The sequence below is a fragment of the Streptomyces sp. RKAG337 genome (assembly GCF_023701715.1).
In the GTDB taxonomy this organism is placed as follows: domain Bacteria; phylum Actinomycetota; class Actinomycetes; order Streptomycetales; family Streptomycetaceae; genus Actinacidiphila.
The window spans coordinates 3,342,779-3,362,125 of the sequence record NZ_JAJOZA010000001.1 but is presented as its reverse complement, the minus strand read 5'-3'; the positions used below and the strand labels follow the sequence as shown (position 1 = coordinate 3,362,125).

Annotated in this window: 17 protein-coding genes and 1 rRNA gene; 9 read left to right on the top strand and 9 right to left on the bottom strand. The window is 70.6% G+C overall.

Features of this window, described 5'->3' with window-relative positions; genetic code table 11:
- Window positions 1-117, top strand: a 5S ribosomal RNA gene (rrf, locus tag LNW73_RS14765).
- Between the two features lie 90 nt (window positions 118-207).
- Window positions 208-717 (top strand): GNAT family N-acetyltransferase, encoded by a 510-nt coding sequence (locus tag LNW73_RS14760; protein WP_250977013.1) that lies wholly within the window; start codon window positions 208-210, stop codon window positions 715-717.
- 21 nt (window positions 718-738) lie between these two features.
- Here the strand turns inward: LNW73_RS14760 and LNW73_RS14755 are convergent, their stop codons facing one another.
- Window positions 739-1,743 carry a hydroxyacid dehydrogenase gene (locus LNW73_RS14755; RefSeq protein ID WP_250990212.1) on the bottom strand — a complete coding sequence of 335 codons (1,005 nt, stop codon included), beginning with the start codon at window positions 1,741-1,743 and terminating at the stop codon, window positions 739-741.
- Window positions 1,744-2,052: 309 nt separating this feature from the next.
- Between LNW73_RS14755 and LNW73_RS14750 the strand changes: the two genes are divergently transcribed.
- The 4 genes from LNW73_RS14750 to LNW73_RS14735 all read left to right on the top strand — a co-directional run bounded on the left by LNW73_RS14750 (window position 2,053) and on the right by LNW73_RS14735 (window position 6,749).
- Window positions 2,053-2,907: an ABC transporter permease gene (locus LNW73_RS14750; RefSeq protein WP_250992925.1), complete on the top strand. Its 855-nt coding sequence runs from the start codon at window positions 2,053-2,055 to the stop codon at window positions 2,905-2,907.
- A complete protein-coding gene (locus LNW73_RS14745) occupies window positions 2,904-3,791 on the top strand; it encodes a carbohydrate ABC transporter permease (RefSeq protein ID WP_250990211.1) in 888 nt (295 codons plus the stop codon). The genes LNW73_RS14750 and LNW73_RS14745 overlap by 4 nt, the downstream gene beginning before the upstream one ends.
- 73 nt (window positions 3,792-3,864) lie before the next feature.
- On the top strand, window positions 3,865-5,520 hold the full coding sequence (locus tag LNW73_RS14740; protein ID WP_250990210.1) for an extracellular solute-binding protein: 1,656 nt from the start codon (window positions 3,865-3,867) through the stop codon (window positions 5,518-5,520).
- A 146-nt stretch (window positions 5,521-5,666) separates the two neighbouring features.
- Complete coding sequence (locus LNW73_RS14735) at window positions 5,667-6,749, top strand: LacI family DNA-binding transcriptional regulator (protein WP_250990209.1); 1,083 nt, start codon at window positions 5,667-5,669, stop codon at window positions 6,747-6,749.
- A gap of 35 nt (window positions 6,750-6,784) precedes the next feature.
- Here the strand turns inward: LNW73_RS14735 and LNW73_RS14730 are convergent, their stop codons facing one another.
- The 6 genes from LNW73_RS14730 to LNW73_RS14705 all read right to left on the bottom strand — a co-directional run bounded on the left by LNW73_RS14730 (window position 6,785) and on the right by LNW73_RS14705 (window position 14,063).
- On the bottom strand, window positions 6,785-8,554 hold the full coding sequence (locus LNW73_RS14730; protein ID WP_374118099.1) for a type IV secretory system conjugative DNA transfer family protein: 1,770 nt from the start codon (window positions 8,552-8,554) through the stop codon (window positions 6,785-6,787).
- A gap of 1 nt (window position 8,555) precedes the next feature.
- The gene (locus tag LNW73_RS14725; protein WP_164295100.1) at window positions 8,556-9,959 is read right to left on the bottom strand and encodes an ATP-binding protein; all 1,404 of its coding nucleotides are present in this window, start codon (window positions 9,957-9,959) and stop codon (window positions 8,556-8,558) included.
- A gap of 19 nt (window positions 9,960-9,978) precedes the next feature.
- Entirely contained in the window at window positions 9,979-11,523 is a 1,545-nt protein-coding gene (locus LNW73_RS14720; protein WP_138358457.1) for an SCO6880 family protein, read from the bottom strand.
- Window positions 11,520-12,860 (bottom strand): hypothetical protein, encoded by a 1,341-nt coding sequence (locus tag LNW73_RS14715; protein ID WP_250990208.1) that lies wholly within the window; start codon window positions 12,858-12,860, stop codon window positions 11,520-11,522. The genes LNW73_RS14720 and LNW73_RS14715 overlap by 4 nt, the downstream gene beginning before the upstream one ends.
- The gene (locus tag LNW73_RS14710) at window positions 12,850-13,674 is read right to left on the bottom strand and encodes a hypothetical protein (RefSeq protein ID WP_250990207.1); all 825 of its coding nucleotides are present in this window, start codon (window positions 13,672-13,674) and stop codon (window positions 12,850-12,852) included. The genes LNW73_RS14715 and LNW73_RS14710 overlap by 11 nt, the downstream gene beginning before the upstream one ends.
- Window positions 13,675-13,754: 80 nt before the next feature.
- The gene (locus LNW73_RS14705) at window positions 13,755-14,063 is read right to left on the bottom strand and encodes a hypothetical protein (protein ID WP_138358463.1); all 309 of its coding nucleotides are present in this window, start codon (window positions 14,061-14,063) and stop codon (window positions 13,755-13,757) included.
- A gap of 321 nt (window positions 14,064-14,384) precedes the next feature.
- Here LNW73_RS14705 and LNW73_RS14700 point away from each other — a divergent pair, with 321 nt between their 5' ends.
- Complete coding sequence (locus LNW73_RS14700) at window positions 14,385-15,392, top strand: C40 family peptidase (RefSeq protein WP_250992923.1); 1,008 nt, start codon at window positions 14,385-14,387, stop codon at window positions 15,390-15,392.
- Between the two features lie 186 nt (window positions 15,393-15,578).
- On the top strand, window positions 15,579-16,253 hold the full coding sequence (locus LNW73_RS14695; RefSeq protein ID WP_250990206.1) for a phosphatase PAP2 family protein: 675 nt from the start codon (window positions 15,579-15,581) through the stop codon (window positions 16,251-16,253).
- 60 nt (window positions 16,254-16,313) lie between these two features.
- Here the strand turns inward: LNW73_RS14695 and LNW73_RS14690 are convergent, their stop codons facing one another.
- On the bottom strand, window positions 16,314-17,864 hold the full coding sequence (locus tag LNW73_RS14690) for an FAD-binding oxidoreductase (protein WP_250990205.1): 1,551 nt from the start codon (window positions 17,862-17,864) through the stop codon (window positions 16,314-16,316).
- 209 nt (window positions 17,865-18,073) lie between these two features.
- A complete protein-coding gene (locus LNW73_RS14685; protein WP_250990204.1) occupies window positions 18,074-18,235 on the bottom strand; it encodes a hypothetical protein in 162 nt (53 codons plus the stop codon).
- Between the two features lie 196 nt (window positions 18,236-18,431).
- Between LNW73_RS14685 and LNW73_RS14680 the strand changes: the two genes are divergently transcribed.
- Window positions 18,432-19,298 carry a hypothetical protein gene (locus LNW73_RS14680; protein WP_250990203.1) on the top strand — a complete coding sequence of 289 codons (867 nt, stop codon included), beginning with the start codon at window positions 18,432-18,434 and terminating at the stop codon, window positions 19,296-19,298.
- Window positions 19,299-19,347: the final 49 nt, after the last annotated feature.

The following is a 19,347-nucleotide window of genomic DNA, read 5'->3' as shown; positions in this document are numbered from 1 at the left end:
TTCGGTGGTCATAGCGTTAGGGAAACGCCCGGTTACATTCCGAACCCGGAAGCTAAGCCTTTCAGCGCCGATGGTACTGCAGGGGGGACCCTGTGGGAGAGTAGGACGCCGCCGAACAATCATTGGCCTCAGGCCCGGGATCTCTGATCCCGGGCCTGAGGTTTTTTTGCGTTGCGATGCTGCCCGGACGGCTGACACGATCGCCGTATGGGATACGAGATACGTGCCACCCGCCCGCACGAGTGGCAGCAGCGGAAGCAGCTGAGGCTGGCCGCGCTTCTGGACCCGGCGAGCAGCGTGGCTTTCGTCAACACCTACGAGACCGAAGCGGCCTTCCCCGAGGAGACGTGGCAGCGCAGAGGAACCACCCCCGGGTTCGTTGCGGTCAACGAGGCCGGCGAGTGGGTGGGTTCCGCAACCGTGCTGGTGGAGGTCGGAGCGGCGTTCCCGGTCCCGCAGACCCACATCGTCGGCGTCTACATGGCACCGGAAGGCCGGGGCAACGGGCTGTCCGAGCGGATGCTGCGGGCCGCGATCGACTGGTCCTGGGAGCTGCCCGAGAAGATCGGCCGGGTCCGGCTGTGGGTGCACGAGGACAACGCGCGGGCGCAGGCCTTCTACGCGCGACTGGGGTTCACGAGGACCGGCGAGACGATGGCGTTCCCGCTCGACGAGTCGCAGACCGAGTACGAGATGGAGCTCCCCCGCCCCTCCTGAGCAGAGGCCCGCACGACGTGGCTACGCGATGCGCTCCAGGTCGGCCGCACTGACCTCGCCCAACAGGCGCTCACCCCGGGTCCAGCGCCGCACTTCGTCGACGGCGTAGGCGCCGAGCCGGCGGACCTCGTTGCCCTGGCAGCCGGCGATGTGCGGCGTGACCAGGACGTTGGGGAGGCCGAACAGCGGGTGGCCGTGGGGCAGCGGCTCCGGTTCCGAGACGTCGAGGTAGGCGTCGAAACGGCCGGTGGAGCATTCGCGGACCAGGGCGTCGGTGTCGATGAGCCGGCCGCGGGCGGTGTTGATGAGTGCGGCGCCGTCGCGGAGCAGGGCCAGCCGCCGGGCGTCGAGCAGATGGTGCGTCTCGGGCAGCTCCGGGGCATGCACGGTGACGATGTCCGAGGACCGGCACAGTTCGTCCAACTCCACGAGCTGGACGCCGAGTTCGGCGGCCGTCTGCGCTGAGACGTACGGGTCGGCGAGCAGTACGCGATAGCCGGCGGTCGCGGCCGTGAGGCGGTCGATGACGCCCCGGCCGATACGGGAAGCCCCGATGACGCCGATGGTCGCACCGTCGCCCCCCTGGCGTTCGCCGAAGCCGGGCAGGTCGCCGCCGGCGTACTGGGCCGCGGCGCCGAGGGTGCGGCGGGCGGCCAGCACGATGGTGGCCAGAGTGAACTCGATGACGGGGCCCGCGTTGGCATCGGCCGCGGAAGAGACCGAGATTCCGCGCTGCCACACGGCCGGGTGCACATGGTCCTTGACGGTGCCGGCGGCGTGGATGACGGCGCTCAGCCGGGGGGCCGCGGCGAGGGTGTCCGGGCCGATGACCGGGCAGCCCCAGCCGGTGATGAGCAGATCCGCGGCGCGGAGCGCCGTGCGGGCCGCGAGGGTGTCGAAGCCGCTGGTGATGACATCGGGATGGAGTCGTACGCAGCCCTCGAGCCGGGCTCGCAGATCGGCGGGGAGCACCAGGTCGACCACGTCCGCGCGCATGGCCAGGACTGCGGTCGGTCGGTCCGGCATGACAACCCCCACGATGTAAACGGTTACTTGATGTTGATCGGAGGCTAGAGCTGTCAGCCCTTCAGGTCAAGAACGACACCGGTTCAAGGTCTTGACCTCGCGTAGTAACCGGTTTAGTTTCCTCCCACCTCGACCGTCAGGGAGGACGCGATGGCGATAGCCAACCAGGGCGCCACGGGCCGCAGTCATGCGGTCGCAGCGCCCCTCGAGGAGCAGGAACGGGAGGAGCGGGCGGCGGAGCCGGGTGAGCCGCCCCGCCGGGACTCGCGAGGGAAGCGGTTTCGCAAGGACCTGGTCCTGCTGCTGCTGATGCTGCCGGGACTGGCGTACTTCCTGCTGTTCCACTACGGCGCGATGGCCGGCAACGTCATCGCGTTCAAGGACTACGTGCCGTTCGACGGGCTGTGGGCCAGCCAGTGGATCGGGCTGGAGAACTTCCAGCGGATGTTCGAGGACACCGACTTCTGGGCGTCCGTTGTCAACACCCTGTGGATAGCGCTGCTGCAGCTGACGTTCTACTTCCCCGTCCCGCTCGCGCTCGCCATGCTCCTGCACAGCCTGACGAGGGTCAGCGTCCGGCGCTTCGTGCAGAGCGTCGCGTATCTCCCGCACTTCCTGTCCTGGGTGATCGTCGTCGCGCTCTTCCAGCAACTGCTCGGCGACACCGGTCTGCTGAACAGCGCTCTCGGGGACGCCGGGCTGCACAGCGTCGACATCATCGGGAACCCCGACGCGTTCAAGCCGCTGGTGGTGGCGCAGGTGATCTGGAAGGACGCCGGCTGGGGAACGATCATCTTCCTCGCCGCGCTCGCCCAGGTCGACGAGCAGCAGTACGAGGCGGCCGCGATCGACGGCGCCGGGCCGTGGCGGCGCTTCTGGCACGTCACGCTGCCCGCCGTACGGCCCATCGTCGTGCTGCTGCTGATCATGCGGCTCGGCGACGTCCTCTCCGTCGGCTTCGAGCAGATGCTGCTGCAGCGCCCGGCCGTGGGGCCGGAGGCGGCGGAGATCATCGACACCTTCGTCTACTACAAGGGCATCATCGGCGGCGACTTCGGGTTCGCCGCCGCCGCGGGGCTGTTCAAGGGCCTGGTCGGTGCCGCGCTGGTCTACACGGCGAACAAGATCGCCCATCGTCTCGGGGAGCAGGGGGTGTACCGATGAGCGCCGTCCGACCCAGCTGGATGGAGAAGCCGCGGCCGGTCACGCGGGCGGCGAAGGCCGTGGCGCTGACGGCGGTCGTGGCGTTGGTCCTCGTCCCGTTCCTGATCATCGTCTCGACCAGTCTGGCCTCCAACCAGGAGGTCGTGGACAACGGCGGCTGGGTGCTGTGGCCGCAGCACCCGACGCTGCGCGCCTACCACCAGATCTTCGACGGCGGGATCGTCGGGCACGCACTGATGGTGAGCGCCGGCGTGACGATCGTCGGTACGGCGGTCAGCCTCGCGTGCACCATCGGACTGGCCTACGCGCTGAGCCGCCCGGGAGTCTTCGGGGGCCGTCCGGTGCTGCTGCTGATCCTCTTCACGTTTCTCTTCCCGCCCGGCATGATCCCCGGCTTCCTGCTGGTCAAGGGGCTGGGAATGCTGGACAGCTACTCCTCGCTGGTCGCTCCCGTGCTGATCAACGTCTTCAATCTGATCGTGCTGCGCGGCTTCTTCCAGTCGGTGCCCGAGGAGCTGTACGAGGCGGCCCGGCTCGACGGGGCGGGGGACTGGACGGTGCTGCGGAAGATCGTCCTTCCGCTCTCCAAGGCGGCACTGGCCGTCGTCGGGCTCTTCTACGCGGTCTCGTACTGGAACGCCTGGTTCTACGCGTCGATCTATCTCAACTCCGACCACTGGCCGCTGCAGCAGGTGCTGCGGACGTATGTGATCAACGGCGCGCAGATCGCCGACACCGGGGTGAGCGAGGCGGGCATGGTGTCCGCGCCGCAGACGATCCAGATGGCGGTGCTCGTCGTGGCCACGGTGCCGATCCTCGTCGTCTATCCCTTCCTGCAGAAGTACTTCACCAAGGGCGTGCTCACCGGCGCCATCAAGAGCTGAGCTCCTCGTCCACCTCGGCGAGCCCACCTTTGCGAGTCCTCCTTAGCGAGTCCCTTCCGAAAGGACACCTCCGTTGAGTTCCTCGTCGTACTCGCGGCGTACCCTGCTGCGCTCGATCGCCGCCGGTGGCGCCGCCCTCGCCGTCCCCTCCGTACTCACCGCCTGTTCGTCCGCCTCGGGCGGGCACGACGTCTCCAACGCGGGGAAGAAGCTGGCCGCCTGGCCGACGCATCTGCCCTTCCAGGGCCCGGTGCCCGACCTGCCGGGTTCGGCGAACGGGGTGCAGGCCGGCTTCACCTCGTACCCGAAGAACCTGGTGCAGGCGGTGGCTGCCAAGCCGGGTGACGGCAGCACGATCAAGGTGCTGACGATCACGTACGGGACGCCGCCCAAGGCGGCCGCGCAGAACACATTCTGGACGGCCGTCAACGAGGCGCTGGGCGTGAAGATCGAGTACACGGTCGTCCCGGACTCGGACTACCCCAACAAGATGGCGACGCTGATGGCCGGCGACGACCTGCCGGACATCATCAACATCGGTGGCGGGTACGTGCTGCCGCGCGAGGCCGAGTTCGTGCAGTCCAAGTGCGCCGACCTGTCGGACTTCCTGTCGGGCGACGCCGTCAAGCAGTACCCGAACCTGGCGAACATCCCCACCTACGCCTGGCAGGACATGGGTCGTATCGGCGGCCGGATCTTCGGGGTGCCGGTGGAGCGCTCCAAGCCCGGCAACCAGCTGTGGATCAACAGGGACGTGTTCGCCGGGGCCGGGATGAAGGACGGCTGGACCGCGGACGACTTCCTGGCCGTGTCGAAGGCGGCGACGAAGGGCAGGTCGTACGCGCTGGGTGCCTCGCAGCAGAGCGTGTTCGGGCTCAATGTGCACGCGCTGGCGTTCGGCGCGCCCTACGAGTGGAAGGTGGCGGGCGGCACGTTCACCGACGCGTACGCCACCCCCGAATTCCGGGCGTCCATCGAGTACATGGCGAAGCTGCGGGCGGCGGGGGTGTTCGAGCCGAACGCCTCGGCGACCTCGCAGGTGGACCTCAAGACGCAGTTCTACAACGGCACCGTCGGCTCGATGACGGACGGCTTCGGCGCGCTGATCAGCAACGTCCAGGGCATCAAGGGGAAGTTCGACCTGGACGTGGCGCTGCCGTACGACGCGAGCGGCTCGGGCGGCGCGAAGCCGGCGATCCAGCAGGCGCGCAACATCTTCGGCTACACCGTGCTGAAGAAGGCGTCGAAGGACCGGATCACGCTCATGCTGCGGGTGCTGGACTACCTCGCGTCGCCGTTCGGCAGCAAGGAGTACGAGCTGCTGCACTTCGGCATCGAGGGCACCCACTTCAGCCGCGGCGCCGACGGGTCGCCGAAGCTCAACGACCTGGGGCTGCTGGAGGGCAACACCAACCTGCCGTTCAAGTACTTGTGCGACGCGCCGCAGGTGCTCTTCATCCCCGGCCGGCCGGAGGCGGCCAGGATCAACCACGCCTGGCAGGTCAAGGCCATGCCGCTGATGGTCCGCAATCCGCGCTTCGGACTGCAGTCGGCGACGCTGAGCCGGGTCGGCGCCAATATCGACCAGTATCTGAGGGACAGCGTGATGAGCATCGTGGCCGGGCGGAAACCGATCGGCGAATGGGACGCGGTGGTCAAGAAGATGCGCAACGACGGCCGCGCGAAGATGGCCGACGAGCTGGCGAAGGACTACGCCGCCAACACCTGAGCGGGCGCCTGGGCGGGCGCCTGGGCGGGCGGGGATCCGCTGCGCGGATCAGCGGGTGTGGAGGGCGCTGCCGCCGGGCGTGGCACGACTACGCTGGGTGGGAGCGTGGGGTGGGGCGCACGGAATCGGACGGCGGGCATGCGGGCATGACGGAAGCAGCATCACGGGCCGGCGGTCAGCGTCGGGTCACCATCCGGGACGTCGCCGAGCGGGCGGGCGTATCGGTCGCGACGGTCTCGCGGGTCCTGGCCGGGAACTATCCGACGTCCGCCGCGGCGCGCGCGAAGGTGCTGCGGGCGGTGAAGGACCTGGACTACGTCATCGACGCGCGGGCGCGGGCGCTGGCCGGAACCGGTCCGAAGACCGTCGCGGTCATCGTGCAGGCCGTCGACAGCCCGTTCTACGCCGAGGTCGCGCAGGGCGTCGAGCAGGAGGCCGCGGCCCGCGGCCGGCTGTGTCTGGTGTGCAGCCACGGTGGGGACATCGCGCGGGAGCTGGCGCTCGTGCAGATGATGCGCGAGCAGCGTGCCGAGGTGGTGGTGCTGGTCGGCGGCGCCGTCGAGGACGAGCCGTACCGGGTCCGGCTGAACGAGTACGCGCACGCGCTGTCGGCGGCCGGGTCGCGGCTGGTGCTGTGCGGCCGTCCGGCGCCCACGCCCGACATGCCGGTGCTCGTCGTCGAGTACGACAACGAGGCGGGTGCCTATGCGATCACCAGCCATCTGCTGTCGGCCGGGCACCGGCGGATCCTGTTCCTCGGCCGGATCCCGGGCCACAGCACCTTCGAGCCCCGGCTCTCCGGATACCGGCGGGCGCTCGCCGACCACGGTCTGGACCCCGAGCCGGCGCAGGTCTCCGGATCGGGCATGGGGCGGGACAACGCCTATGCGGCGGTCCGGTCCATGATCGCGGTGTCCGGCGGGCGGCCGGAGTTCACGGCGGTCTTCGCCGGCGACGACCTGGTCGCGGCGGGCGCGATGGCCGCGCTGCGCGACGCCGGACTGCGGACGCCCGAGGACGTGTCGGTCGTCGGCTACAACGACGAGCACTTCGCGCAGGACCTCAACCCGCCGCTGACGACCGTGCACATCCCCTCGTACGAACTGGGCCGCGAGGCGGTCAGGATCGCGCTGTCCGAGGACGTGTCGGGCGGGCCGGCGCAGCGCCGCCATCTGCTGGGCACGCACATCGTGGTGCGCGATTCGGTGGGGCGGGCGCCGCGGGGCTGACCGTCCTGCCGGCCGGCAGGGGTCGACGGTTCGGCCTAGCCGAGCCGGACCGCGTCCGGGATCTCGTCGGCGATGGCGCCGAACGGATCGCCCAACGACAGGCGTACGTCGGCCTGTTGCCAGAGCGCCGTCCGCCAGCGGTCCCTGGCCTGTTCCGGCGAACGGAACACCGCGAGCACCGGCAGCCCGTCGGCCTGTCCGGTGGCCAGCAGCGCGGGCAGCTCCGGGATCGGAGCCAGCGCCGCGATGTCGTCGAGGACCAGCGTGATTGGTGGGTCGAGCCGACCGGCAGATGACCTCGCAGCCATGGACCGGCCGTGCTCGACCACGCTCGATACGAGTGCGGTCAGCAGTGGCATCGCACCCGGGCGGGCTCGTGGATCCTCGATCGCTTCACCCACCACGTAGAGCGTTCCCCTCTCGGAGACGAACGACTCCCAATCCGGTGCTCCGGCTCGACCGGGATTGCAGGCGTCCCTGATATGGATGGAGTTGAGGCACTCCAGCCCCCGGTGTATCAGTGCTTGCGCGGCGTCCCGGCGCTCCGGGTGGGCGTGGAGTATCGACTCCAGCTCGCCGCTCCAGCCGGGCGCGGCCGTTCGTGCGGTCCGCAGGATCCGGACCGCCTCCCCGCCCGCGGCGCCGCCCGCCGCCCAGCGGTGCACCTGACGGAACGGCAGACCGTCGACGGCCGCCGCGTGCAGCCAGCAGCGCAGCAGCGTCTCGGCAGCAGAGAACGTCAGGGAGTCCAGGCTGCTGGTGGGCCGCAGCGGCGCGAGGAGCGCCGCGGCGCGGGTCGCCGCCTTCGGCGCGTCCTCGCAGCCGGTGTGCGGGGCCCAACGCAGGCGTCCCGGAAGGTCGATCAGGTGCGCGGGATCGTAGACGGTGACCGGGCCCAGCTTGCTGCGGTTGCCGACGGTCCTGCGGTACGTCTCGGCGTCGGCGGTCGTGACGATCACCGCGCCGGCGGCGTTCAGGATCGCGGGCTCCACGGCCCGCTTGGCCTTGTCGCCGCGCGGGGCCGCGAACAGGGCGTAGGTACGGGTCAGTTCGCCGCCGGCGAGTGGATCGGCCGCGGGCGGGGCGAGCGGCGGTATCCCGTGTCCCGGTCCCGTGGGGACGGCGGCGATCTGCGGGCCGGGAGCCCCCTGGCCGGCCGGTACAGGGGCGAACTCCGGCTGGACGGGGGTGCCGTGGCCCTGCGGCGGCGCGGGGACGGCGGCGGGGGGCTGCGCCTCGTACGCCGTCGGTACGGCGGGCGCCGGTTCCGGCCGCTGTTCGGGTTCCCGCTCATGGTCGGACTCGGCGTCGGACAAGGCGTCGGACTCGGCGTCGGGTTCTCGTCGCCGGGGGCGGGGAACGGCGCCGGTGTCCTCGGACCGCTCCCCTCCGGCGGTGTCCTGGGCGGCTTTCGCCGCGGCGCGGGCCTCGCGGCGGTTGGCGCGCACCACGCGGTACCGGGTGAGGACGCCGATCAGGAAGACCGTCAGGACGAAGAGGACCATCAACTGGCCGATGAAGATGCCCCAGAAGAGCCCGGAGCCCGGGAGCTCGGGCGGCGGTGACTCCGGCCAGGCGCCGGGGATGTCGTGCGGGTCGCCGATGAGGTGCCGCATCGCCAGCGGGGTGCGGGTGAAGTGCACCGCGGTGGGCCACTGGCCGTGGGCGAACAGCCCCGCGATGCCGGTGGCCGTCCAGACCATGATGGTCATGCCCAGCAGAAAGCCGAGGATCCCGAGGATCAGTCCGTCCGGGACACCGCCCTCGGCCCGCCGCTCGGCGGTCCCGCGTCGCTCCGCCGCCACGTCAGGCCACCGCGTCGTCGGCCAACTGCTTCGCGAGCGAGACCTCCGCGGCCGCGGCCGCGTCGGCCACCGCCTCCGCCTCGACCTGGGCCGTGTGGTCGACGGACGACTGCGTCATCGCGCTGTCCGTGAAGACCAGCGGGCGCTCGGACTCGGTGATCAGGTGCTTGACGACCTGGACGTTGCCGTTGACGTCCCAGACCGCGATGCCGGGGGTGAGTGTCGGGATGATCTCCACCGCCCACCGGGGCAGACCGAGGACCAGGCCCGTCGCGCGCGCCTCGTCGGCCTTCTGGGCGTAGATCGTCCGCGTCGAGGCCATCTTCAGGATCGCGGCGGCCTCCTTGGCCGCGGCGCCGTCCACGACGTCCGACAGGTGGTGGACGACGGCGACGAAGGACAGGCCGAGGCGGCGGCCGAACTTCAGCAGCCGCTGGAAGAGCTGGGCCACGAACGGGCTGTTGATGATGTGCCAGGCCTCTTCGACGAGGAAGACGCGCTTGACCCGGTCGGGCCGGATCCAGGTGTGCTCCAGCCACACGCCGACGATGGCCATCAGGATGGGCATGGCGATCGAGTTGCGGTCGATGTGGGAGAGGTCGAAGACGATCAGTGGCGCGTCCAGGTCGATGCCGTTGGTCGTCGGGCCGTCGAACATGCCGCGCAGGTCGCCGTCGACCAGTCGGTCCAGCACGAGGGCCACGTCCAGGCCCCACGCCCGGACGTCGTCGACATCGACGTTCATCGCCTCGGCGGAGTCCGGCATGGGATGTCGGAGCCGCTCGACGATGTCGGTGAGGATCGGCTGCCGCTCGGTGGTGGTCTCCGTGACATACGCGTGGGCGACCTTGAGGGCGAAGCCGGACCGCTCGTCCAGGGCGCGCCCCATCGCGACCTCGATGATCGTGCGGAGCAGCGCGAGCTGCCCGGTCGCGGCGATCGCCGGGTCCAGCGGGTTGAGCTTGATGCCGCCGTTGAGGGCGGCCATCGGGTCCAGCCGGATGGGAGTTATTCCGAGCGCCTTCGCGATCAGGTTCCACTCGCCGACGCCGTCCTCGCCCTGGGCGTCCAGCACGACGACCTGGCGGTCGCGGAAGCGCAGCTGGCGCAGGACGTACGTCTTCTCCAGCGCGGACTTGCCGTTGCCGGACTCGCCCAGCACCAGCCAGTGCGGGGCGGGCAGCTGCTGGCCGTAGAGCTGGAACGGGTCGTAGATGTAGCCCTTGCCGGAGTACACCTCGCGGCCGATGATCACGCCGGAGTCGCCGAGGCCGGGGGCCGCGGTGGGCAGGTACACGGCCTGCGCCTGCCCGGTGGACGTGCGGACGGGCAGCCGCGTCGACTCCACCTTCCCGAACAGGAAGCCGGTGAACGCGTCGGTGAGCGCGGCGAGGGGGTCCAGCATGGGCATGATGGGCCTCCTGTTAGCGGCGGATTCCGGTCGCGAACGGCAGCGTGTTCACGAACGCACGGTGGTGCTCACGGTCGCACCACTCCAGTTTCAGATACGACTTACCCGCTGAGGCGCGGATCGTGCGCTTGTCACGCGCGAGGGCTTCGGGGGAGCGGGAGGACACGGTGATGTAGCCGACGAGGTTCACTCCGGCGGCCCCGCTGGCGAGGTCCTCGCCGCGCTGGTCGACGCGGCCGTGGTGGGCGACGTCGCGCGGGTCGATCACCCGGTTCATCTTGGCGGCGCGGCTGGCGTCCGCGTCGTCGTTCGTCTTCTCGGTGAGCATCCGCTCGATGGCGACGTCGGTCGGCTCCAGGTCCATGCAGACCGCGACCGTGCGGATCACGTCCGGGGTGTGGACGAGCAGCGGGGCGAGGAAGTTGACGCCGACGGGCGTCATCGGCCATTCCTTCACCCAGGCCGTGGAGTGGTGCCAGGGCGCGCGGGTGGACGACTCGCGGGTCTTGGCCTGCAGATACGTCGGCTCCGTCGCGTCCAGCTCGGCCGGCCAGGCGTTGCGCCGGGTCATCGCCTGGATGTGGTCGATGGGGTGGTCCGGGTCGTACATCGAGTGCACGAGGGACGACAGCCGGGCCTGGCCGAGCGGCTGGCGGACCCGGATGTCCGCCTCGGCGAGCCGGGCGCAGATGTCGGTGAGCTCGCGGGCCATGACGGCGGCGAGTCCCGCGTCCTTGTCGACCTCGGAGCGGCGGGTGACGGTCGCGCGGGCCAGCGCGTGGCCTTCGGCGGCCAGCTCACGGGTGAAGTGCATACAGGCGACGAGATAGGCGCGGTGCTGCTCGGAGGAGGTCGACACCATCGACTGCAGCTGCTCGTAGGAGTCCTTGAGCCAGGACTCGGCCTGCGGGTCGCCGCGCAGCGAGACGTCCTTCGCGTGCGCGTCCGGGTCGGCGGGCAGCGTACGGGCCAGCATCTGCAGGCGGGTGACGTAGCCGTCGCCGTTCGCCACGTGCTTGAGCAGCGTGCCGAACCGTTCCACCAGGGCTTCCTGGTCCTCGCTGTCGCGCAGCCCGACGCCGGGGCCCTCGATCTCGATCGCGGCGGTCACGGTCCTGCGGTCGATGTGCAGCAGCACGGCGATCTCGTCGGGGCCGAAGGGCGCCGACAGCCAGTTGATCCGGCCGATGCCGGGCGGCGGCCCGACCTCGACCTCCCGCCCGTCGAGCCCGATACCGGCCTCGGAGACCGCGGACCGGTAGGCGGGGGAGCGGCGCAGCGTACGGCGGTAGGTGCGGTTGATCTCGAACCAGCGGTAGAACGTCCGCCGCCGGTACGGCATGTAGACGGCGGCGAAGGCCAGCAGCGGCCACCCGACGAGGGTGAGGATGCGCAACGGAAGTATCGGGACCAGCAGGCCGCACATCATGCCCAGGAACGCGCCGACGACGATCAGCGCGATCTCGCCGGTCTCCCGGTTCTTGCCGACGATCGCGTTCGGGCGGGCCTTGCCGATCAGATATGTGCGGCGCGGCTGGGTGAAGGGCTGGGACGTCACCGGCGATCACCTCCGTGCTTGTTTCCGTTGCCGTTGCTGTTGTTCCCGCGGTCCGGTGTGGTGCGGGGCGCGGGCGCCGCGGGGACGCCGTTCGAACCGCCGCCACCGCCTCCGCCGCCGCTCGGGCCTGGGTTGCCGTTGCGGCTGCCGTGGGCGGCCACGCCGCCGGACACCGGGTTGGACGGCTGGCCGCCCCCACTGGTTGCCTGCTCCTGCGGACCGCCGCGCGCGCTGTGCGTCTTGATGCCCTGCTTCACCAGAGCGGCGGGCGAGGAGATCACGGCCGCGGCCTGGGCGCCGCCGGCTTCCTTGCGGTTGTTCTTCAGGCTCACGACGTCGTCGCCGAAGCCCGGCACGAAGCGGTAGATCATGAAGCTCGCGAAGATCGCCAGCAGGATGATCGCCAGTCCCGAGACGACGGCGGAGAACGAGTTCGGCCCGTCGGACGCGCTCAGCGCCCCCGCCAGGCCCAGCACGATCACGATCACCGGTTTGACGAGGATGACCGCGATCATGATGCCCGCCCAGCGGCGGACATGGCCCCACATGTTCTTGTCGACCAGCCCGGAGTAGACCGCGGTGCCGAGCAGCGCGCCGACGTAGAGCAGCGCGGCCCTGATCACCAGCTCCAGCCACAGCACGCCGGCGGCCAGCACCGACACCATGGACACGACGATCAGCATGATCGGGCCGCCGCCGATGTCCTGGCCCTTGGCGAGGGCCGCGGAGAAGTTGCCGAAGAACGTGTTGGTGTTCGACGACGTGCCGGCCGCGATCACATCGGTCACCGCGTCCGTCGCCGACACCACCGTGTAGAGGACCAGCGGGGTGAACGCCGAGGCCAGCACCGTCAGCCACAGGAACCCGACGGCCTCCGTCAACGCCTCCGTCAGCGGCACCCCGCGCACGGCCCGCTTGGCGACGGCCAGCAGCCAGAGGACGAGCGTGAGGATCGTCGAGGCGGCGAACACGACGGCGTACTGGCGTAGGAAGGTGGTGTTGGTGAAGTCCACCTGCGTGGTGGACGTGATCGCCTTGGAGAGCTTGGTGATCACCCAGGAGGCGGCGTCGGCACAGCCCTTCGCGAGGGCGCTGAGGGGGTCGAGGGTGTCGGGGAGGGGGTTGGGGACACCGCTTCCGCCGCCCTTGCCCTTTTCGCAGTACTCCTTGGCAGGGCCCGAGATGAGCGCGCAGGGGTCGCTGCTCGCTGTCGGGGACGGCGTCGGAGTCGGGGTGGGCGCCGCGGCGGCACGGGTCGCCAGGAGAACGGCGGCGGTCTGGACGCCCGCCACGACTCCTGCGAGCGAAAGGGCACGGAGACGTCGGCTACCGCGCATACGTGAACCCTCCGAAACCCTTGACCGCGTCCGCGATCTCGCCAGCACCGGACACCGGATTGTCGCCGCTCACCGGGGTCGGGCCCTTCTTCTGTCCGGTATCGAGGACCTTCCAGTCCGAACCGTTCCACTTCAGCGTGAAAGTGACGGTGAACCAGTTGTTCGTCACCGGTTTGGTCGAGGCGTTGCCCGCCAGGCCGAACATGCCGGCGCACCAGACCGAGACGTTCGCCGTGTCGCCGTCGAACTTGTCGATCTTCGTGCCGGCCGGGATGGTGCGGTCGACGAAGGTCATCCCGGCCGGCGCGGCACCGTCGGCGCTCAGCCCGATGCCGGCCAGGAAGGCCTTGGAATAGTTGGTGTCGAAGCCCGCCTGCATCGTGCCGACCGTGCTCTTGTCCGCGATCGCGTCGATGATCGCGTGGCGGCGGTCCGTGGTGAACATCCCGTCACCCCCCAGCGCCACCGCATAGTTCGCCGCCGCGGACTGTGCCCCCTGCTCCGACTTCGCGAAGCCCGACGCGATCCCCGCGTTGTTGCCCGTGACCGGTTTGTCGCCGGTCGGGGCGGTGGGGTTCGCGTTGGTGCCCTTGGTGCCGCCGGAGGACGCGCCGTCGGAGGCGGTGTTGCCACCGCCCCGGTTGGCGAGGACGATCACGGCGACGAGGACGACGACGACGCCGAGGACCGTCACCAGGGCGCGGCTCGGCTTGGTGCGGCGTGGCGCGGCGCCGTGCCCGCCGTGCCCTTCGGGCATGCGGGTGCGCGTCGGTGGGCCGTCCTGGCCGGTATCGCTGCTGGGGTGAGTGGGCATCAGCACGCAGCCTCGGGTGGGGGAGGGAGCCTGGGACGGGCTCCCGGGGACATGGGACAGGCTGGCTCTGGGCTACACGACTACACGGCCATGCCGTAGACGATGGTGAACAGCGTGCCGAGGGATCCGATGATGAACACGCCGGTCAGGCCGGCGATGATCAGACCCTTGCCCTGTTCGGCGCTGAAGGTGTCGCGGAGGGCTGTCGCGCCGATCCGCTGTTTGGCCGCGCCCCAGATCGCGATGGCGAGGCAGAGCAGGATCGCTACCGCCATGACCACTTCGATCATCACGCGTGCTTCGTTCCCGAGGGACCCGAAGGGCCCCCAGTTGGGGGCGATGCCACCGATAATGGTGTTGATGTCGCCCTTTGTGGCTGCCAAGAACATATGGAACTCACCACCCCGCTCGGTCAGTTGGAGCCCTCGCCGGGGCGCAAGGGTCCAGGGTCTATCTTGGCCGATGTGTCAACCGGTTCTTGTCGACTCGGCGACTTTCTCGACGGATCCCCCGTGTGATCCGGACCGCAGCGTCCAGAATGTTGCACGGACCGGTGTTCGATGGGACGTAGACGACTACTCTGTGTATCACGAGCGTCACCGTAGGGCAACGATTGGAACGAAGGCGCGGACGAATGCTGCGGAAAGTCTGGCGCACCGTCACCATCGGTGCCCCGCAGCCCGTACATCACTCCTGAGAGGGCATGGCTGATGGCGAAGAAGGTCTGGCTCACCGTCACTCTCGGCTTCGGGCTGTGCCTTTCGTTCATGGCGCTGCTGGTGATCGGCACGTTCTCGGCCGCCGCCGGGCTGGCGGGCGGGAGCGGTGGGTCGGTCACCCTCGCCAAGGGCTCGGTGCCGGCGATGTACCAGTCGATCGTGCAGAAGTGGGGCAACCTCTGCCCGGAGATCAATCCGGCGCTGCTGGCCGCACAGCTGTACCAGGAGAGCGGCTGGGACCCGCGGGCGCAGAGCGCCGCCGCCGCGCAAGGTATCGCGCAGTTCATCCCGGGCACCTGGGCGTCCCACGGGGTGGACGGGAACGGGGACGGGAAGCGGGATGTGTGGGATCCGGAGGACGCGATCCCGTCGGCCGCCTCGTACGACTGCGAGCTGGCCAAGTACGTGAAGGACGTGCCCGGGGACCACAGCGACAACATGCTCGCGGCGTACAACGCGGGCGCGTACGCGGTGATCCACGCGGGCGGGATCCCGCCGTACCGCGAGACGCAGAACTACGTGAAGACCATCAGGACGCTGGAGAAGAGCTTCGCCGCACCCGTGGGCCGCGTGGCGCCCTCCCAGCAGGCCGCGGCGGCGATCTACTACGCGCAGGGCAAGCTCGGCACGCCGTATCTGTGGGGCGGCAACGGGACGGCCGACCAGAACGGGCGGTTCGACTGTTCGGGGCTGACGAAGGCGGCCTACGAATCGGTCGGCATCGAGCTGCCGCGGGTGGCCAACGACCAGTGGAACGCGGGCCCGCACCCGAAGCGGGACGAACTGCTCCCGGGCGACCTGGTCTTCTTCGCCACCGACCTCAACGACCCCCGGTCGATCCACCACGTGGGACTGTACGTCGGGGGTGGGTACATGATTAACGCCCCGTACACCGGCGCGGTCATTCGCTTCGACAAGATCGACACACCGGACTTCATCGGCGGGACCCGCGTCACGAAGGACGGCGCGCAGGCGCTGCCGACTACGGGCTCTGCGTGAGGCTTTGGCCTGGGGATGCGCTGTCCGATCTCTCTTGGATAACTTCCTGGTGATCATCCGGTAGAGACCGGAACGCTACGTACCGTGTCCGCCGTTGCACAGGGACAATGGCGCGAAGAAACGGCGTTCATGGCCTGGAGGCCAGCAGCGGGGCCGGAGTATGGATCAGGTAAGGGGCACCACCACATGGCAGAGCACGCAACCGACGGCTCGAACCCTGACGTGGGCCTGCTGCGCGACATCAACGGCCTTGCCAAGGACTCCCCGCACTGGGTCGACCGCTGCGTGGAGTTCATCGGCGAGTACGGGCTGATCGTGCTCATGCTCCTGCTGGCCGGCTGGTGCTGGTGGCGGATCGCGCGGCGCAGCGAGCAGGCGCCCGCCGCGGTCGCCGGGGTGGTGTGGTCCGGCCTCGCCGCCGGGATCGCGCTGCTGCTGAACATCCCGGTGCGCGGCCTCGTGGAGCGTCCCCGGCCCTTCGTGGACCATGAGGGGCTCGACGTCCTGATCAAGGGGAAGTCCGACTTCTCGTTCGTGAGCGATCACGCGACGCTCACGATGGCCATGGCCGTCGGGCTGTTCATGGTCAGCCGCAAGGTGGGGGTCGTCGCCATACTGATCGCGCTCGCCGAGGGCTTCTGCCGGGTCTTCATGGGCGTGCACTACCCGACCGACGTGATCGGCGGCTTCGCCCTCGGCACGGCCACGGCGCTGCTGCTGGCACCGCTCGCCATGGCCCTGCTGACGCCCGTCACGACGGCGATGAGCCGGTCCCGGGTGCGCGGGCTGGTCCGGTCCCCGGCGCGGCGCGGTGAGGCGTACCCGATGCCCACCGCGTACGACAAGGACCTGGCGGCCTGAGCCGGCCGGCCGCCTGAGCCCGCCCGCCCGGATGCAACCGTGCCGGCGCTCGCAGCGGGCCTACACGGCCTGCGGGTAGTCGAAGAGTCTGTCGGGGTCGTACTTCTTCTTCACGTCCGCCAGACGGGCCGCGGCGCTGCCGTAGTAGGCCTGGCGCCAGTCCTTCAGGGCCGGGTCGGCGTAGTTCTGGTAGGCGGCGCCCGAGGCGTAACGGCGCATCGCCCCGTACAGCGTGTCCAGCCAGGTCGTCCGGCTGAGGCCGTCCGAGGCGATGTACTGCGCCAGGAAACGGGAACGGCGGTGCACGAACGCCGTCGCGCCCGGGTCGACCCGGTTGACCGCGCCGCCCAGGGCGGTCAGCGCCACGCTGCCGGCGCCGTCGCCGGAGAGCGAGCCGAGCCGCTCGACCTGGCCGAGCAGGGCCTGGATGCCCGCGGGCGACAGCGAGTGGTCGTAGAAGTCGGAACGGGCGGTGTACGTCTCGCGCTGCAGCCGGCCCTTGGGCGGCAGATGGCACTCGGCGGTGGTCAGGCCCGAGCAGCCGGCGTACGAGAACATCGCCTCCATGTAGGAGCGCGGATGCGTGGAGAAGGAGGGCGACCCGCCTCCCGCGGTCCCGGCGAGCCGGTCGACGGCGTTGGCCAGATCGGACCGCGAGCCCGTCGACAGGGTGGCGAGGGAGACCGTCGGAGCGCCGCCCGCCGGCCCCTCCAGGTGCAGCGCCGACCAGATGTGGTCCGGCTGGTCGGGTCCCCACTCCTGCCAGGCGCGGACGACGGCCGCCGCCCGGCTCCACGGCCAGGTCGCGTAGCCGGTCACGACGGACGGCGCGGGGTGGGTCGCGAAGCGGAGCTCGGTGACGACCCCGAAGTTGCCGCAGCCGGCGCCGCGCAGCGCCCAGAAGAGGTCGGAGTTCGTGGTCGCGTCGCAGTCCAGCTGCTTTCCGTCGGCGGTGATGATGGTGGCGCCGGTGAGGCTGTCGCAGGTCAGACCGTACGAGCGGCTGAGCACGCCATGGCCGCCACCGAGGGTGAGACCGGAGACGCCGACCGAGGGGCAGGAGCCGGCGGGGACGGTCCTGCCGTGCTCGCCGAGCCGGGAGTACACATCGATGAGTTTCGCGCCGGCGCCGACGGTTGCGGCCGTTCCGTTGGTGCTGATCGCGTTGAGCCGGGACACGTCCAGGACGAGGTGGTCCTGGCCGCCGCTGGACCAGCCCCCGTACGAATGGCCGCCGCTCCTGACCGACAGCCGGACCGACCGGGAGCGGCGTGCGAAGTCCAGGCACTCGCGGATGTCGTCGGGGCCCGAGGCGTAGGCGATGGCGGCGGGGCGCAGCCCGTCGAAGCGGGTGTTGTAGAGCCGGCGGGAGGTGTCGTACGCGCTGTCGTCGGGGCGGATCAGCGCGCCGCCCAGGCCCTTGGCCAGGGCCGGCCAGTCCGGCGGTGAGCTGGGGGTGGCGGAGGTGGCGGTCCCGCCCGGGGCGGTGGGGGCCGGGGTGTGGGACGGACCCGGTGGCTTCGCGTCGGCGCTGTCGCCCGCGCTGCAGCCGGCCAGCCACGTCGACGCGGCGACGCCGTATCCGGCGCGGAGCGCATCTCGTCGGTTCACGGCCGCAGCCTCCTGCCCGGGGCCCGCCGTCGGCGGGCGACTGCTCACCCTCCTACCCGCCGCGTGCCGTACGCAAGGGGCCGCGGGTGCCGGAAGGGTGCGAGTGCTGGAAAGGGCGCGGGTGCCGGAAAGGGCGCGAGTAGCGCGGGCCGGGGGAGTTCAGGCCGGGGAGGAGGGGCTGGGAGAACCGACAGGGGACGTCGGGGGCGTCATCCGCCCGTGTGGGCCTCGGCGTCCCGGCGGGCACGGTCGCGGGCTCGGCGGGCGGGACCCTTCCAACCGCAGGAACAGCGGGCGCTGGCGAAGGAGCCCTGGTCGGTGACCGTGGTGTGGTGGGTTCCGGACGGGGCGGCAGTGGTCTGGATGAGCACACAACCACGGTACGGGACACGGCGGCGGGTCGTGGAGGGGTTGACTCCACGCGCTCGCGGCCGGTGGCCGCTCCCTCGCGCGCTCCCGTGCGACCCGGGCTTCCCCCGCGCTTCGGGGCGGGCGCCGTTACGGGGGCGGGCGGCCCGTCGTTAGTCGGGCGAGGCCGGTGGCGGGATTCCCAGGGGGTAGCGGGCGATGGTGATGCAGCGCAGGCGGATGGTGACGGCCGCCGCCGCGGCGGGGTTCGTGTGCGGGGTGACGGTGCTGACCGGCTGTGCCGGGGACGGCGTGGCCGCCGACGGACTGGGGGCGGACTCCGGCGAATCCGTGCGCCGGGCGGCCGACGCCCTGATCCGGGCGGGGAGTTCGAAGGTCAGCACGTCGATGGAGATGGCGAGCGGCGGGACCCGGGTGGTGATCACCGGGGCCGGCGGCTTCGACTACGGCAAGGGCCGGGGCGAGCTGCGGGTCACCCTCCCCAAGGACGCCGCCGGGGCCGAGGAGCACCACCCGGTCACCGAACTGCTGACGCCGGGGTCGCTGTACATGAAGGACCGCGGCGCCGGCGTGCCCGCCGACAAGTGGGTGCGGGTGGACACCACGCGGCTGTCCGACGGCAACCTCGTGACCGGCGGCGCGACCGATCCGCTGGCGGCGGCCGAACTCCTGCGCGGGGCGCAGAAGGTGGAGCTGGTCGGCGACGAGATGTTCCACGGGGTGAAGGTGCGGCACTTCCGGGGAGTGACGGACATCGCCCGCGCGGCCCGTGGCGCCTCGCCGGCCGCCCGGCAGCCGCTCGCGGCGGCGGCCAGGGGATTCTCCGTGACGCAGGTGCCGTTCGATGTGTACCTCGACGCGGAGGGGCGGCCGCGGAAGGTCAGCCAGCGCTTCACGTTCAGCGGTGCGGCGGGTACGGCGGGCGCGGCCAGGCCGTCCGCGCCGAGCGATGTGACGGTGACGTCGACCACGTTGTTCGACGCGTTCGGTACGCCGGTGACCGTCGTTCTGCCGAAACCGGCCGATATTTACAACGGGAAGATCGTTACTGCACCTCCGAAATGACGGTGGGCGAAATGGTCCTTCCGTGCCATGCGCGGACCGTGTGCGGGTG

What these genes read in the sequence shown, in the direction of transcription:
- LNW73_RS14750 (WP_250992925.1), top strand. Translation starts at nt 2,053, where the DNA reads ATGCTGCCGGGACTGGCGTACTTCCTGCTGTTCCACTACGGCGCGATG.
- LNW73_RS14725 (WP_164295100.1), bottom strand. Translation starts at nt 9,959, where the DNA reads ATGCTGGACCCCCTCGCCGCGCTCACCGACGCGTTCACCGGCTTCCTG.
- LNW73_RS14700 (WP_250992923.1), top strand. Translation starts at nt 14,385, where the DNA reads ATGGCGAAGAAGGTCTGGCTCACCGTCACTCTCGGCTTCGGGCTGTGC.
- LNW73_RS14715 (WP_250990208.1), bottom strand. Translation starts at nt 12,860, where the DNA reads ATGCGCGGTAGCCGACGTCTCCGTGCCCTTTCGCTCGCAGGAGTCGTG.
- LNW73_RS14755 (WP_250990212.1), bottom strand. Translation starts at nt 1,743, where the DNA reads ATGCCGGACCGACCGACCGCAGTCCTGGCCATGCGCGCGGACGTGGTC.
- LNW73_RS14710 (WP_250990207.1), bottom strand. Translation starts at nt 13,674, where the DNA reads ATGCCCACTCACCCCAGCAGCGATACCGGCCAGGACGGCCCACCGACG.
- LNW73_RS14705 (WP_138358463.1), bottom strand. Translation starts at nt 14,063, where the DNA reads ATGTTCTTGGCAGCCACAAAGGGCGACATCAACACCATTATCGGTGGC.
- LNW73_RS14760 (WP_250977013.1), top strand. Translation starts at nt 208, where the DNA reads ATGGGATACGAGATACGTGCCACCCGCCCGCACGAGTGGCAGCAGCGG.
- LNW73_RS14735 (WP_250990209.1), top strand. Translation starts at nt 5,667, where the DNA reads ATGACGGAAGCAGCATCACGGGCCGGCGGTCAGCGTCGGGTCACCATC.
- LNW73_RS14745 (WP_250990211.1), top strand. Translation starts at nt 2,904, where the DNA reads ATGAGCGCCGTCCGACCCAGCTGGATGGAGAAGCCGCGGCCGGTCACG.
- LNW73_RS14695 (WP_250990206.1), top strand. Translation starts at nt 15,579, where the DNA reads ATGGCAGAGCACGCAACCGACGGCTCGAACCCTGACGTGGGCCTGCTG.
- LNW73_RS14680 (WP_250990203.1), top strand. Translation starts at nt 18,432, where the DNA reads ATGGTGATGCAGCGCAGGCGGATGGTGACGGCCGCCGCCGCGGCGGGG.